The following is a 14,144-nucleotide window of genomic DNA, read 5'->3' as shown; positions in this document are numbered from 1 at the left end:
TAACGTAGTCTTATTCGGATAAAAGAAAGGTAGATGCAGCAATGGCAAAACAAGCAAAAATTACACTAGCAAACGGCGGAGAGGTTCTAATCGATCTATTCGATCAAGACGCGCCGAACACAGTAGCAAACTTTGAGAAGCTTGCTAGCGAAGGTTTCTACAACGGACTTACTTTCCACCGCGTTATCCCAGGCTTCGTCGCGCAAGGCGGCTGCCCAAAAGGAAATGGTACAGGCGGTCCTGGTTACACAATCAATTGTGAAATCAACCCGAACAAGCATGAGCGCGGTTCGCTTGCTATGGCCCATGCCGGCCGTAACACAGGCGGAAGCCAGTTCTATATCGGTTACGCTCCGCAACCGCATTTGGACGGCGGCCACACCGTTTTCGGCAAGGTTACAAAGGGTATGGAATTTGTTGATGCTTTCAAAGGCGGAGACAAAATGGAAAAGGTTGAAGTTGAAACGATTTAGTGTTAATATACTAACTATAATTATGTAAGTGCAGCTTTCCTTCGGGGTCAGGTGAAATTCCTAACCGGCGGTGATCGAGTAAACACAGGAGCATCGGATAACCGAACTCCTGTGCTGCTCGTCAGTCCGTGACCCGGTCTGAGCAGCTTTTTGTTCGAATATTTTTCGATAAAAGCTAATTAGAACGGTGGACCTGGTGAAAATCCGGGACCGACAGTATAGTCTGGATGGGAGAAGGGGATGCTTCGACAGCTATAACATTCCGCTTATTTGCGTGTGTGTTTTATTTCACATGTGAAGCCGGTTTGTTTTTTTAGCGTATTTTACGAACCGTTATCGCAGTTTTTTGCGGTTTAAGATTTGTCGGCTTCTAAAGCCGACAACGTCGATCGGTTTTGTCGTAGTTCTCGGTTTGTCTTTCATCACCCCTGTCGGATCGTTAGCCGATAGGGGTGTTTTTTGTTGATGGACGTATTAAATGACGAGTATTATATGGGATTAGCGCTGGAGATGGCTTCAAAAGCTTCCGGTCAAACCGGGATTAACCCAGTAGTCGGCTGCGTTGTGGTGAAGGATGGACGAATCATCGGAATCGGAACGCATCTTAAACGGGGGACTGGCCATGCGGAGGTGCACGCTCTCCAAATGGCGGGTGCCGAAGCGGAAGGAGCAACCGTTTATGTGACGCTCGAGCCCTGCAGCCATTTCGGTAAAACGCCGCCATGCTGCGAGCGCATTATTGATGCAAAAGCAGCGAGGGTTGTCGTCGCAAGCGGCGATCCGAACCCGGAGGTATCGGGGAGAGGGATAGCAAGGCTTCGTGAAGAAGGCATCGAGGTAACCGTTGGCGTGCTTGAGCAGCGGTCCCAGCAGCTTAACGAAAAATTCAATAAGTACATTACGACCCGTCTTCCTTATGTAACCCTTAAGTCAGCTAGTACGCTCGATGGAAAAATTGCATCTCGGACCGGGGACAGCCGCTGGGTGACAGGGCCGGCCGCACGCGAGCAGGTTCATACGCTGCGTCACCAGCATGAAGCTATAATGGTCGGCATTGGTACGGTTTTGGCAGATGATCCTCTCTTGAATACGAGAGCGGCAGTCCCGGCCATTGATCCCGTACGCATTATTGTAGACTCTGCGCTGCGTCTGCCCTTGGATGCCCGGGTTGTCGTTGACCGCACAGTCCGAACCATCGTATTAACGTCCGGTCAAGCAAGCGAGGAACGCCGTCAAGCTTTGGAAGCAGCGGGGATCGAAGTTGTAACCTGCGGTTCTGATGAGAAGGTTGATCTTGTTGCCGCCATGAAAAAGCTCGGTGAGCTTGAGATCGGTTCGATCTTGCTTGAGGGCGGCGGACAGCTGAATGGCGCGATGCTGGAGGCGGGTCTTATCGATAAAATCGTGCTTTATTATGCCGCAAAGATTATTGGCGGAGTCGGCGCTCCCGGGGTTTTCACCTTTACCGGTTTCGAGAAAATGGCAGATGCCGTTCAATTAGAACGTGTGAGCGTAGAAATGGCAGGCGAAGATATTTGCGTTACAGGCTACCCCGTTTACTAAACTTGGGGCGGGCGAGTTTATATAAGGATCGTTGGGGAGGACGCTCATGTTTACCGGATTAGTAGAAGAAGTGGGGAAAATGAAAGGAATTACGAAGCAGGGCGAAGCGATGCGTCTGGTCATCGGAGCAGCTCGCGTGACGGATGGTGTCATGATCGGAGACAGCATATCGGTTAATGGCGTTTGTCTAACCGTTACGTCGTTTGACGCTTCGTCCTTCTCGGCTGACATCATGCCCGAGACGTACCGTAAATCCAATCTTCACCAGCTTCGTGCGGGTGAACGAGTGAATTTGGAACGCGCCATGCAAGCAGGCGGAAGGTTCGGCGGTCATATTGTTCAAGGCCATGTAGACGGCACCGGCAAAATCGTCAATCGGGATTCGGATGCAAACGCCGTGGTATTTAAGATTCATTTAGAGGATTCTGATATGCTGCGTTATGTCATTCCGAAGGGTTCCATTACAATCGACGGGATAAGTTTAACGGTTGTGGATACTTCCGGACATTCCTTGTCTGTGTCGGTCATTCCGCATACGCTTGGCGAGACCGCCCTACAGCATAAGCATGCGGGCGACACCGTCAACATTGAATGCGATGTAATCGGCAAATATGTCGACCATCTGCTTCATTTCAAGAAGCCGGAAGCTGCCAAGCTACAATCTAAGCTCAGCACGGCATTCCTGATGGAAAATGGGTTTTTATAATAAGATTTATGCGGGAATCAAATATTTGTTTTTTATGGAAAATCAATATCATTCATTCGCCTTTCCATTATAGGACAGCTGTTGAATCCTTTGCAGGATCGGTTGAAGCTTTATAAGGATGTTTGTCAAAAAGGAGGGAATCCCATATGGAACATACAGAAAGAAGTCCATTTGATAGAATCGAAGACGCGTTAGAGGATTTAAAGCTCGGCAAGCCGATAATCGTTGTGGATGACGAAGACCGGGAAAACGAGGGCGACCTTATTGCGCTGGCGGATAGAACGACGCCGGAGGTCATTAATTTTATGATCACCGAAGCCCGGGGCCTTGTGTGTGTGCCTATTACCCAGGAACGCGCGGAACAGCTTGACTTGCCGCCAATGGTAACCCACAATACGGATTACCATGGCACAGCATTCACCGTGTCTGTTGATTACGCGGGGACTACGACCGGTATTTCAGCGTTCGAGCGCTCGGAGACAGTCAAGGCGCTTATCGATCCGTCAACTAAAGCATCCGATTTCCGCAGACCCGGGCATATTTTTCCGCTCATCGCAAGATCCGGCGGAGTGCTTCGAAGAGCGGGCCACACGGAAGCGGCGATCGATTTGGCAGTTATGTGCGGCTCCGAGCCGGCTGGGGCAATTTGCGAAATCATTAATGAAGACGGAACGATGGCCCGGTTGCCCGACCTGATCGTCTTTAAGGAAAAGCATGACCTAAAGCTTATTACGATACAAGAGCTCATCCAATACCGGAATGCCAAAGAAAAACTCGTGGAGCGTGCGGTTGATGTGAAGCTGCCGACGGATTTTGGGACATTCCGCGCGATAGCGTATACGAACTTTGTTGATAACAAGGAGCATATTGCGCTTGTCAAAGGCGACATTGACCCTGAACGTCCGCTGCTTGTGCGCGTCCATTCCGAATGCTTGACGGGCGATGTATTTCATTCCCATCGCTGTGACTGCGGTCCTCAGCTCGAAGCGGCCCTCAAACAAATTGAAGAAGCAGGGAGCGGGGTTTTGCTCTATATGCGTCAAGAAGGAAGAGGCATAGGACTCATCAACAAATTAAAGGCCTATGAGCTGCAAGAACAGGGGTTGGATACGGTTGATGCAAATTTAAAGCTTGGCTTTCCGGCAGATTTGCGCGATTATGGTATAGGCGCGCAAATTTTGAAGGATCTTGGCGTACGCCAAATGCGTTTGCTCACGAATAATCCCCGCAAAATTAAAGGTCTCGAGGGTTATGGCTTAGAGGTTGTGGAACGCGTTCCGATTCAAATGGAAACCAAGGAAGATAACAAAAGCTATCTGCGTACAAAAAAATCTAAGCTGGGACATTTACTTAGCTTTGAAGATATTGACTATATCATTTAAAATAACGAGAGGATGATGACAAAATGACACGCATTTACGAAGGGCATTTAGTATCGGAAGGTTTAAAATACGGGGTAGTAGTAGGACGTTTTAACGAGTTTATTTCAAGCAAGCTTCTTGGAGGAGCATTGGATGCTTTTAAACGCCATGGCGCGCAGGATTCCGATGTAGAGGTGGCTTGGGTACCGGGCGCATTCGAAATTCCGTTAATTGCGCAAAAAATGGCGGAGAGCGGAAAATACGACGCTGTTATCACCCTTGGAGCGGTTATTCGCGGATCAACGCCTCATTTTGATTTTGTTTGCAATGAAGCGGCTAAGGGCGTTGCCGCAATCGCGTTGAAAACAGGCATTCCTACGATTTTTGGCGTGCTAACGGTCGATTCGATTGAGCAAGCAATCGAACGCGCGGGTACAAAAGCAGGCAACAAGGGTTACGAGGCCGCTGCGAGCGCGATAGAAATGGCGAATTTGACTAAGCAATTGCAAGGGTAAGCTTCGAAGTTAAGGCTAGGCGGGAGGAAATGTAAGTGTCGGTGCTTTATAAGCTGGATTCTTTTGAGGGGCCGCTTGATCTATTGCTTCACTTGATCGACAAAGCCGAGATCGATATCCATGAAGTGTCTATCAGCGAGATTACGATTCAATATATGGATTACTTGCATGCGATGAAGGAGCTGGAGCTTGAGGTTACGAGCGAGTTTCTAGTGATGGCGGCGACCCTCTTGGCGATAAAGAGCAAGCAGCTTCTTCCTAAGCCTCCCGTATTTGAGGATGATTACGAGGATTGGCCCGATGATGGGCTGGATCCGCGAGACGAGCTCATTCAGAAGCTCGTAGAATACCGAAAGTTTAAGCAAATTGCCGAGCAGCTGCGCGAGAAGGAAGTCGAGCGCAGCCTGGTTTATTCTCGCGAGCCGGAGGATATGACGCCTTTCATGAAGGAAGAAAAGGTGAATCCCGTTGAAGGCGTCCATCTCTCTGATTTAATATTGGCCTTCCAGAAGGCACTGCGCCGGGCCGCAAGACGCAATGTCGTTGCAACGGTGCAGCGTGACGAGATTTCGGTCAAGGATCGCATTCGGGATATCGTGGATGTGCTGAAGCAATTTGAAACGGTTCGTTTTTCGCGTCTCATCCGTGAAAATATGGACAGGCACGAAATCGTGGTTACTTTTCTAGCGATTCTGGAGCTAATGAAAATGAAGCATATTACCTGCTTCCAGCATCAGCTCTTTGACGACATCGTTATTCATTGGAGAGGAGAGTCGTCTCAAATTGGATTATCAGAAGTTGAAGACAATTATTGAGGGCTTGCTGTTCATGGCAGGCGATGAGGGACTTACGAAGCGGCAGCTTGCGGATATTTTGGAGCTGGACGCTGAGCTTGCCTCCGATTTGGTTTATGATTTGCAGCGGGACCTTGAACGCGAGGCGCGCGGCATTCAAATTGCCGAGGTTGCCGCCTCCTATCGGTTAACGACTCATTTGGAGCACGCTCCTTATTTTGAGCGGATGGCCTATACGCCGACTCGGTCACAGCTTTCGCAGGCTGCATTGGAGACGCTGTCCATCGTGGCTTACCGCCAACCCATCACAAGGATTTCGATCGAAGAAATTCGCGGGGTTAAGAGTGACAGGGCGATTCAATCGCTTGTCTCCAAGGACTTAATCGAAGAGGTTGGCCGTGCCGAGCAGATTGGCCGCCCGATTTTATATGGTACGACGAAATCATTTTTAGATTACTTTGGACTACCTTCGATCAAAGAGCTGCCTGAGCCAGGCAATGTGGATATCGATGATGCGCTTGAGGAGCAAACTCAGCTGCTTTTCGATCGCTTAGATAGCCAGCAGATGACAATTGATGAAATAAAAGAATGAGATTTGGCCGCCGGGTCATACTATATTCAACCCATATTAGGGAAACGGAGGAAGCATCATGATGCTCGGTTACCCTTACGGTTGGATAACGGCGGCCAGTCTCTTTTTTTTGCTCATTTTAGTTGTTGTCTTAAGCTCGCAGGTTGTCATTAAAGGACATATGCGGCGTATTGGTAACAATGATGATGCAGAAGTGAACATAAAAGCACTATTTGGCATAATCCGTTACACCATGAAAGTGCCGGTGGTTCAATTTACCGGTAGATCCGTCCAACTGAAGGAAGAAGTCTCGAAAATGAGCGCGGGAATAAACACTTGGAAGCAGTTTAATGAGGATATTGATGCCGATAAGGTCGCGAGTGCCATCGATAAGTTAAAGTATCTGCTGGAAATTACACATAATCTGACGGGCTGGGTGAGAAAAACCTTGACGAAGGTACGTCTGCTGGAATGGAATTGGTCTACGTCAGTGGGGACCGGGGACGCGATGTGGACAGCAATGTCAACCGGACTTGTCTGGTCCGTGAAAACATCAATTATCGGTGTTTTATCCCAAATGGTTAAGCTGCAAGCGGAGCCTCAAATGAATGTTCAACCTAATTATCAAAGATCCGCATTTACGACCGAATGGTCATGCATAGCCCAAATACGCTTCGGTTATGCTATCCTTGCCGGACTGCAACTTTTAGTTCGGATGAGGAAAATGAAAGGAGGCGTCAAAGCATGGCAGAACATCCTATTCAAGGCTTAATGCAAACCGCAATGGAAAATATTAAAGAGATGGTTGACGTCAATACGATCGTCGGTGACCCTGTACAAACGCCTGACGGCAGCATTATTATGCCGATTTCGAAGGTGGGGTTTGGTTTTGTAGCAGGAGGCAGCGATATTCGATTAGATGATGCCGATCATAAAAACGGTGCACAGTCCGATGCCCACAATGCCTCGGTATCCATGCCTTTCGGCGGCGGTAGCGGCGGCGGCGTATCCATTACGCCTATCGCTTTCTTGGTCGTAGGTACGCATGGCGTAAAAATCGTCCCTCTCGATAGTCAAACGCATTTGCTTGAGCGGGTAATCGATTCAGCGCCTCAAGTGTTCGAGAAACTGCAAACGATGATGAAACAGCCGTCTAGCACATCCGCTTACGTCGATCCGTCCCCTACCGTAATAAGCGGACATGTCGAAGTAAACGATCACCTCTTATGACATAACTGCCCGAGAGGGCAGTTTTTCATTTTTCTTGGGCTTTTCGTCTAGAGCCAGGTGTACAGGCATATACTAAATTACACGCAAGCTTTATCTACAAACGCAGCGAGAGGAGCAACATTGGATATGTATTTCATGAAACTGCGAAGGAGTGCTGCCTTGGGTTTAATGGCAGCTATGCTGGTTGGGACAAGCAGCCTTCCGGCGACAGCCTTGGCAAAACCAGGACCACTCCATACGAATGCAAGAGCATCGGCTCTGATTGATGTAGAATCCGGCAGGCTGCTGTTCAGCAGCAACGGCGATACATCGATGCGAATAGCGAGCTTAACGAAAATCATGACAGCGATCGTAGCCATCGATAACGGCAAGCTGACTGATATGGTGAAGACAAGCAAACGCGCCGTCGGCAAAGAAGGATCCTCGATTTATCTTCAACTGGGCGAAAAAATGAGCCTGCTTAATATGCTTTACGGGCTTATGCTCAGATCCGGAAACGATGCTGCAACGGCTATCGCGGAGCATGTAGGCGGATCGGAGGAAGGGTTTGTTCATCTCATGAACGAGAAAGCGGCTTTTTTAGGGCTTACACATACCCAATTTAAAAACCCGCATGGCCTGGATGAGGAGGGGCACTATTCCTCCGCTAACGATTTGGCAAAGCTGACTGCCTATGCTCTGAAAAACGAGGTATTTGCCGAAATCGTAAGCACGCGCGTTAAAAAAGTGCCAAATCCGCATGAAAAATGGGAATACAGCTATACGAACAAAAATAAAATGCTGTCCATGTATGAAGGCGCAGACGGAGTAAAAACCGGATATACGAAAAAATCGCTCCGCTGCCTAGTCAGCTCGGCAACAAGAGAAGGGCAGCAGCTGGCGGCTGTTACGATTAATGACGGCGACGATTGGGCAGATCATCGTAAAATGCTCGATTGGGGCTTTGGCAATTATCCCCTAAAGGAGATTGCTGCCAAGGGACAGCAAATTTCAGGATATCCCTACACGGTTGGACAATCCTTCAAATACCCGCTCGCGGAGGAAGAATCAAACGATATTCAATCCCGACTGGTGCTGCACAATATGGATTCCATACGTTACACATTCGGTGAACGCGGAATATTGGAATGGCATATGAATAACATCAAAATCGGCGCTGTTCCTGTTTACGATGCTGCAAGCCCGAAGCTTGAGCAATCGGTGAAATCGCCAAAAGCATTACAATCGCTAGCCGATTTCCGTAAGGCTGTTAACCAAGACAAACATGAGCCGCTTTTTGGTTCGGTTATCAAAGTTTTGGATGCATTATTCGAGCATTAATTCCTATCGGCGCGGGAGACGCTGATGGGACGGAATACGTTAGGTGCACAGTTGGGGGAGGCGACCTTAATGGTAAACTGGATATGGTTGTTTTTCATCGTGGCAAGCGTTGTCGTTGCTGCGATTACAGGCAAGATGGACGCGGTGACGCAAGCTGCTTTCGAAGGGGCAAAATCAGGCGTCACCGTAAGCTTTGGTTTAATAAGCATCATGGTGTTTTGGCTCGGCATGATGCGAATTGCGGAGGACGCAGGTCTGCTTCAAACGTTGGCCCGGATGCTCGGACCCATCGTGAGGAAGCTGTTCCCTGATGTTCCTCCCAATCATCCGGCAATCGGTTACATCATGAGTAATTTAAGCGCTAATCTGTTTGGACTCGGGAACGCCGCGACTCCGATGGGGATCAAGGCGATGCAGGAGCTTCAAAAGCTTAATCCTGATCCTGCCACGGCTACACCTGCCATGTGTACGCTTCTAGCGCTTAATACCTCCAGCATTACGATTATTCCTACCACCTTGATCGCGATTCGGATGAATTACGGCTCCGCTAATCCAGCAGAAATTATTGGAACGACGCTGGCCGCAACCTTTGTCGCAACCTCTGCAGCTATTCTTGCCGACCGCTGGTACAGGAGAAAGTCACCGCCGCCGCCAATCACTCCGCCTCCTAAACCCGGCAGTATGAAGGCAGGATCGCCTGCTGTGGGAGGTGAGCCTGTTGTATAACCTTTTTTCCAGTCTATCGGCTTGGATGATTCCCGCTATTATTGTATTTATACCGCTTTATGCAGCGCTTAGACGTAAGGTGCCCGTGTATGAGACGTTTGTCGAAGGGGCGAAGGACGGCTTTGGCACAGCGATTAATATTATTCCCCATTTAGTCGGCATGATGGTCGCCATCAGTATGTTCCGGTCATCCGGAGCACTGGAATTGATGCTGTCGGCGGTCAGGCCTGTCTTCGATTGGGTCGGCATTCCAAGCGAGGTGTTGCCTTTAGGCATTCTGCGCCCCTTGACCGGCGCTGGCTCATTAGCCTTTACGACCGATCTTATTCAAACCTTCGGACCCGACTCTATGATCGGAAGAATTGCTTCAACCATCCAAGGAAGCACGGATACGACCTTGTATGTCCTTACGGTTTATTTTGGAGCTGTCGGTATCCGAAAATCACGTTATGCGTTAAAAGTTGGATTATTTTCAGATTTAGTCGGTTTTTTTGCCGCTATTATCATTTGCTTATACATATTCGGGTAGTGAAGCTTGTACTTTCTTCTTCATATCGTTATGATGGAGATTGAGGTGAAAGCATTGGAACGTTTACAGAAAATATTAGCCGCAGCGGGAATCGCATCCCGTCGCAAGTGTGAAGAAATGATTTTGGCAGGAATGGTTGAGGTTAACGGTGAGAAGATTACGACGCTTGGCGTAAAAGCCGATCCTTCCGTCGATGCCATTACGGTAAATGGCAAGCCGATTCGGAGCGAGAAGAAGCTGTATCTCATGCTCAACAAATCCAAAGGGGTTATCACAAGCGCCAAGGATCCCCAAGGCCGCAAAGTGGTTTCGGACTTTTTGCCAGGAATCAAAGAGAGAGTATATCCGGTCGGGCGATTGGATTATGATACGGAAGGACTTCTTCTCCTGACAAACGATGGCGAATTCGCCAATTTGTTAACGCATCCGAGTCATCATGTTCCGAAAACCTATCGTGCAACGGTAAAAGGCATTCCGCATGGAACGGCTCTTGAGCAGCTGCAAAAAGGCATCAAGCTGGAAGACGGCATGACCGCTCCTGCTGAGGTGGAATACCATGATGTTGACACGGACGGAAATGAAGCAACGATTACGATTACTATTTTTGAAGGCCGCAACCGTCAGGTTCGCCGGATGTTCGAAGCGATTGGGCACAAGGTAACGAGATTGAAACGGATTCGTTTTGGCGAGCTTGGACTTGAAAATCTTGGCCGTGGAAAGTATCGTCATTTAACGCCGCAGGAAATCAAAGAATTGCTTGACATTGCGCACAGCAAGACACATAAAGTTCATAAAAAGTAATCGACGGCGGCAGTAATTGCCGTCGACTTTTCGTTATAATGGTAATATTCGTGACTGCATAGAGAGAAGCTGGTGGTGAATTCAATTATGGGAAAATCGCGCAAGACGGTTCAAATTGTCATACTTATTGCCGTCTTGATCATTGGTGGGTATGCAATAGGATCTACCCTATTTGCCGCGGATGACAAAGGACCTCTGAAAGAAGGCGACAAGCCGCCTGCTTTTAACCTTGTTGATCTGGGTGGAGAATCGCGGCAATTGTCGGATTATGAAGGCAAAGCCGTCGTCGTTAATTTCTGGGGCACATTCTGTCCGCCCTGCGTGAAGGAAATGCCGGAGTTCGAGAGACAGTATGCCAAGTGGAAGGATCAAGGGCTCGTGATCTTAGCTATTAATTTAAGCGAAGATACGTTAACCGTGAACAACTTCGTTCGCCGCTTTGATTTGAATTATCCGATCTTGCGTGACGTCAATCGGAAAACGGAACGCAGCTATGGATTAAAGTCTTATCCGACAACTTTTTTCATTAAACCGGACGGTACATTAATGGAAATCAAAGTAGGCGGAATGACTGAAGTAGAGATTGACGAACGGATTGAAAGGCTGCTTAAGCTGTAGGAGGTTTTATTGTGTTAGTGGTTGAGAACACAAAATGCGAGTGCGGGCATCAGAATTCGGTCGGCACCGTGCTTTGCGAGAGCTGCGGAAAGCCGCTCGAGAACAATGATGTTTCTGACTTGCCTCTTGAAATGAGATATGACGGCGTTGCCCGCCGTTCGCAGAAGAGCAATCCGAATTACATCGATAAAATATGGAATTTTTTCTCCTCTGTCAAAATAGCGATTTATTTAATCGTCATTACTTTTTTGACGGCGATGTTAGGCACGATTTATCCGCAGGAAAACACATTCGTAAATAATTTTGACCCTTCGGTTTATTATGAAGAGACGTATGGACTGCCAGGCAAGCTGTATTATTTGTTCGGTTTGTCGCATACGTACGAAACTTGGTGGTTCATTGGACTGCTGGTCATGATTGGTACTTCGCTCGTCATCTGTAGTTTGGACAGGGTGCTGCCGCTTTACCGCGCGCTGAGCAAACAGCAGATTCGCAAGCATTTACAGTTTATACATCGGCAAAAGACGGTGTATAAGCAAAAGATTGAAGGCGATGAAGAGCAATGGGTGGAGAAATTCGGAGCGCAGCTCAAACGGAAGGGCTACCGCATCCATCGCGACGGTTCGGCTCTGCTTGCGGAGAAAAACCGGTTTAGCCGCTGGGGCCCCTATATTAACCACATCGGGTTAATCCTGTTTCTATTGGCTATTCTGGCGAGGAGCATTCCAAGCTGGCAAATGGATAGCTACATAACGATTCCCGACGGCGATACCGTGCAAATCGCGGATACGAATTATTTTGTGAAAAACGAAAAGTTTACCGTTGAGTATTACAAGGACGAGGAGTTGCCTGACAAGCTTAAAGGCACTGCACGCGCAAAGCTTTTTGAAACCAAAGCAGTGCTTTATGAGTGCTTGAGCAACTGTTCGGATCAATCGCAAAAACCGGAGCTCAAAGAAGTAAAGAGACATAATATCATCGTGAACGAGCCTTTGAAATATAAAGGGTTAAAGCTCTATCAATTCGACTTTGATACGACGCCTCGTCTAAATGCCGTCCATCCTGTTCTCGTAAATAAAGAGACGGGTGAAAAGTACGGGCCGTTTGATCTTCCAATGAAGGATTCGGCTTTGCAGCATAAGCTTGGACCATACACGCTTGACTTGTATGCCAATTACATGGAATTCGCGATTGGCGACAATGGCGAGCCGACGACCTTGTCCCGTGATCCGATCGCTCCGGCGTTCGTCTTTACGGTAAAAGGGCCAGGGCTTGCTCCGGCAGGCGAGCCGTATATGTATTTTCCGATGCAGAAGGATAAGGTGAAATTTTCGCAGGACGCCATCAATCATGCAATAGCGGACAAAATCGAAATTCGTGTCGACGGGATGGAAAATGTGGATTTTTCCGAAGCGTCAACTTACTTAAACGTGCGGATGGATAGGGCACTGCCATATGTCTGGATCGGAGCGGCCTTCTCAATGATCGGTCTGTTGATGGGATCTTACTGGCAGCATCGCCGGATATGGCTGCGCATCGATGAAGGCGAGCTTTCATTAGGCGCTCATACAAACAAAAACTGGTACGGTATGCGCTCAGATGTCGCGGGAGCTCTTCAAAAAATTGGGATAACCGTAGATCCGAAGTCGCTTGATAACGGAGGGAACAACGCGTGAATTTAGTTGAATTTAGCAGCGACGCATTTATAGTCGCATTTTTTCTTTATTGTTTTGCTTTTATGTTTTATGTCATCGCGATTGCGGGGAAGAAGTGGAGCAATCGCGACCCCTTGCAGCACGAGAAACGTTGGGGACGGATCGCATTTATTACGTCGAGTCTTGGATTAGCCTCGCATCTGACCTTCTTCTTTACACGATGGGCTGGAAGCGGACAAATTCCAACGAGCAATATGTATGAATTCATGACCTTCCTCGGGATGGCAATTATGATTGCTTTCACAATCGTATTTGCGATTTATAGAAAACCTTTGCTCGGTATGTTTTCCTTGCCGCTGACGGTTATCATCGTTGCTTACGCATCTGTGTTTCCGCAGGAAGTACAGCCGTTAATTCCGGCTCTCAATAACTATTGGCTTAAAGTTCACGTAACGACTGCAGCGCTAGGCGAAGCCTTTTTTGCGGTTGGTTTTGCCGCAGGCCTTATGTACCTGCTACGCGTAGTCGATTTTAAAGGCAAAACGAAAGAAGCAAAAAAAGCGCAGTTCTGGGTAGAATTTTCGTTATATTCGATTATTCTCATCGTGGGCTTTATCATAGCTGTCTTTGCTTTCCGCGGAGCTGGCTATGAAGCGCAATTCATTCAAGAAAAGTCGACCATCGACAGCAAAGGGACTGAGACGACGACGACGGAAACCGTCGATTACTCTCTGCCTCCTATCGTTAAGCCGTTTAACAGCGACATTGTGAAGTTCGAATCCTTCTTGGGAATGAAGCAGCCCCTTTTTGAAGCTCCTTATTGGATGAACGGCGCGAATTCGGGACGAAAACTAAATACCGTTGTATGGTCCATCATCGCTGGATCATTACTATACGGGTTGCTGCGTCTCGTATTCCGTAAGCCGCTTGGCGCTGTGATACATCCGGTCATGGATGGCGTTGATCCCGAGGATTTAGATGAAATCAGCTATAGATCGATAGCGATCGGGTTTCCGATTTTCACGCTCGGTGCCTTAATATTTGCAATGATTTGGGCCAATATCGCCTGGGGCCGTTTCTGGGGCTGGGATCCGAAGGAAGTTTGGGCTCTTATCACATGGTTGTATTATAGTGCTTATTTGCACTTCCGTTTATCACGCGGCTGGCAAGGCAAGCGTTCCGCATGGCTGGCCGTCATCGGCTTCGTCGTCGTATTGTTTACGCTGGTGGGCGTTAACCTAGTCATTGCTGGTTTACATTCCTATTCTGGTGTTTAGTATTT

General features: G+C 48.2%; 16 protein-coding genes and 1 riboswitch. All 16 genes read left to right on the top strand.

What is annotated here, in order from left to right; translation table 11 throughout:
* Positions 1–41: 41 nt before the first annotated feature.
* The 16 genes from ACN6MW_RS00665 to ccsA all read left to right on the top strand — a co-directional run bounded on the left by ACN6MW_RS00665 (position 42) and on the right by ccsA (position 14,139).
* Positions 42–473 (top strand): peptidylprolyl isomerase, encoded by a 432-nt coding sequence (locus ACN6MW_RS00665; RefSeq protein ID WP_364148973.1) that lies wholly within the window; start codon positions 42–44, stop codon positions 471–473.
* Between the two features lie 33 nt (positions 474–506).
* A riboswitch (FMN riboswitch) is annotated at positions 507–716 on the top strand.
* Between the two features lie 222 nt (positions 717–938).
* Complete coding sequence (gene ribD, locus ACN6MW_RS00660) at positions 939–2,036, top strand: bifunctional diaminohydroxyphosphoribosylaminopyrimidine deaminase/5-amino-6-(5-phosphoribosylamino)uracil reductase RibD (RefSeq protein ID WP_419876513.1); 1,098 nt, start codon at positions 939–941, stop codon at positions 2,034–2,036.
* Between the two features lie 46 nt (positions 2,037–2,082).
* Positions 2,083–2,742: a riboflavin synthase gene (gene ribE, locus ACN6MW_RS00655; RefSeq protein ID WP_419873792.1), complete on the top strand. Its 660-nt coding sequence runs from the start codon at positions 2,083–2,085 to the stop codon at positions 2,740–2,742.
* 146 nt (positions 2,743–2,888) lie between these two features.
* Positions 2,889–4,124: a bifunctional 3,4-dihydroxy-2-butanone-4-phosphate synthase/GTP cyclohydrolase II gene (locus ACN6MW_RS00650; RefSeq protein WP_419873791.1), complete on the top strand. Its 1,236-nt coding sequence runs from the start codon at positions 2,889–2,891 to the stop codon at positions 4,122–4,124.
* 23 nt (positions 4,125–4,147) lie between these two features.
* Positions 4,148–4,618 (top strand): 6,7-dimethyl-8-ribityllumazine synthase, encoded by a 471-nt coding sequence (ribE, locus tag ACN6MW_RS00645; protein WP_076336425.1) that lies wholly within the window; start codon positions 4,148–4,150, stop codon positions 4,616–4,618.
* 35 nt (positions 4,619–4,653) lie between these two features.
* Positions 4,654–5,433, top strand: a complete 780-nt coding sequence (locus ACN6MW_RS00640; protein WP_419873790.1) for a segregation and condensation protein A — start codon at positions 4,654–4,656, stop codon at positions 5,431–5,433.
* A complete protein-coding gene (scpB, locus tag ACN6MW_RS00635; protein ID WP_364148966.1) occupies positions 5,402–6,004 on the top strand; it encodes an SMC-Scp complex subunit ScpB in 603 nt (200 codons plus the stop codon). The genes ACN6MW_RS00640 and scpB overlap by 32 nt, the downstream gene beginning before the upstream one ends.
* Before the next feature lie 58 nt (positions 6,005–6,062).
* Positions 6,063–6,755, top strand: coding sequence for a DUF2953 domain-containing protein (locus ACN6MW_RS00630; protein WP_419873789.1), 693 nt, complete (start codon positions 6,063–6,065; stop codon positions 6,753–6,755).
* On the top strand, positions 6,728–7,213 hold the full coding sequence (ytfJ, locus tag ACN6MW_RS00625) for a GerW family sporulation protein (protein ID WP_364148963.1): 486 nt from the start codon (positions 6,728–6,730) through the stop codon (positions 7,211–7,213). The genes ACN6MW_RS00630 and ytfJ overlap by 28 nt, the downstream gene beginning before the upstream one ends.
* Positions 7,214–7,339: 126 nt before the next feature.
* Positions 7,340–8,533, top strand: a complete 1,194-nt coding sequence (locus ACN6MW_RS00620; RefSeq protein WP_419873788.1) for a D-alanyl-D-alanine carboxypeptidase family protein — start codon at positions 7,340–7,342, stop codon at positions 8,531–8,533.
* Between the two features lie 69 nt (positions 8,534–8,602).
* On the top strand, positions 8,603–9,259 hold the full coding sequence (locus ACN6MW_RS00615; protein ID WP_419873787.1) for a nucleoside recognition domain-containing protein: 657 nt from the start codon (positions 8,603–8,605) through the stop codon (positions 9,257–9,259).
* Positions 9,260–9,284: 25 nt separating this feature from the next.
* A complete protein-coding gene (locus ACN6MW_RS00610) occupies positions 9,285–9,788 on the top strand; it encodes a spore maturation protein (RefSeq protein ID WP_419876512.1) in 504 nt (167 codons plus the stop codon).
* A gap of 54 nt (positions 9,789–9,842) precedes the next feature.
* Positions 9,843–10,589 carry a pseudouridine synthase gene (locus ACN6MW_RS00605; RefSeq protein ID WP_364148955.1) on the top strand — a complete coding sequence of 249 codons (747 nt, stop codon included), beginning with the start codon at positions 9,843–9,845 and terminating at the stop codon, positions 10,587–10,589.
* Between the two features lie 75 nt (positions 10,590–10,664).
* Positions 10,665–11,207, top strand: a complete 543-nt coding sequence (locus ACN6MW_RS00600) for a redoxin domain-containing protein (RefSeq protein ID WP_419873786.1) — start codon at positions 10,665–10,667, stop codon at positions 11,205–11,207.
* A gap of 17 nt (positions 11,208–11,224) precedes the next feature.
* A complete protein-coding gene (gene resB / locus ACN6MW_RS00595; protein ID WP_419876511.1) occupies positions 11,225–12,883 on the top strand; it encodes a cytochrome c biogenesis protein ResB in 1,659 nt (552 codons plus the stop codon).
* The gene (ccsA, locus tag ACN6MW_RS00590) at positions 12,880–14,139 is read left to right on the top strand and encodes a cytochrome c biogenesis protein CcsA (protein WP_419873785.1); all 1,260 of its coding nucleotides are present in this window, start codon (positions 12,880–12,882) and stop codon (positions 14,137–14,139) included. Before resB ends, ccsA begins: the two co-directional genes overlap by 4 nt.
* The last annotated feature ends 5 nt before the right edge of the window (positions 14,140–14,144 follow it).

The sequence above is a fragment of the Pristimantibacillus sp. PTI5 genome, assembly GCF_048572955.1.
Lineage (GTDB): Bacteria > Bacillota > Bacilli > Paenibacillales > Paenibacillaceae > Pristimantibacillus.
This window is presented reverse-complemented; position numbering and strand designations above follow the sequence as displayed.

What these genes read in the sequence shown, in the direction of transcription:
- ACN6MW_RS00615 (WP_419873787.1), top strand. Translation starts at nt 8,603, where the DNA reads ATGGTAAACTGGATATGGTTGTTTTTCATCGTGGCAAGCGTTGTCGTT.
- ACN6MW_RS00665 (WP_364148973.1), top strand. Translation starts at nt 42, where the DNA reads ATGGCAAAACAAGCAAAAATTACACTAGCAAACGGCGGAGAGGTTCTA.
- ribD (WP_419876513.1), top strand. Translation starts at nt 939, where the DNA reads ATGGACGTATTAAATGACGAGTATTATATGGGATTAGCGCTGGAGATG.
- ribE (WP_076336425.1), top strand. Translation starts at nt 4,148, where the DNA reads ATGACACGCATTTACGAAGGGCATTTAGTATCGGAAGGTTTAAAATAC.
- ACN6MW_RS00610 (WP_419876512.1), top strand. Translation starts at nt 9,285, where the DNA reads ATGATTCCCGCTATTATTGTATTTATACCGCTTTATGCAGCGCTTAGA.
- ACN6MW_RS00630 (WP_419873789.1), top strand. Translation starts at nt 6,063, where the DNA reads ATGATGCTCGGTTACCCTTACGGTTGGATAACGGCGGCCAGTCTCTTT.
- ribE (WP_419873792.1), top strand. Translation starts at nt 2,083, where the DNA reads ATGTTTACCGGATTAGTAGAAGAAGTGGGGAAAATGAAAGGAATTACG.
- ytfJ (WP_364148963.1), top strand. Translation starts at nt 6,728, where the DNA reads ATGGCAGAACATCCTATTCAAGGCTTAATGCAAACCGCAATGGAAAAT.
- ACN6MW_RS00620 (WP_419873788.1), top strand. Translation starts at nt 7,340, where the DNA reads ATGTATTTCATGAAACTGCGAAGGAGTGCTGCCTTGGGTTTAATGGCA.
- ACN6MW_RS00650 (WP_419873791.1), top strand. Translation starts at nt 2,889, where the DNA reads ATGGAACATACAGAAAGAAGTCCATTTGATAGAATCGAAGACGCGTTA.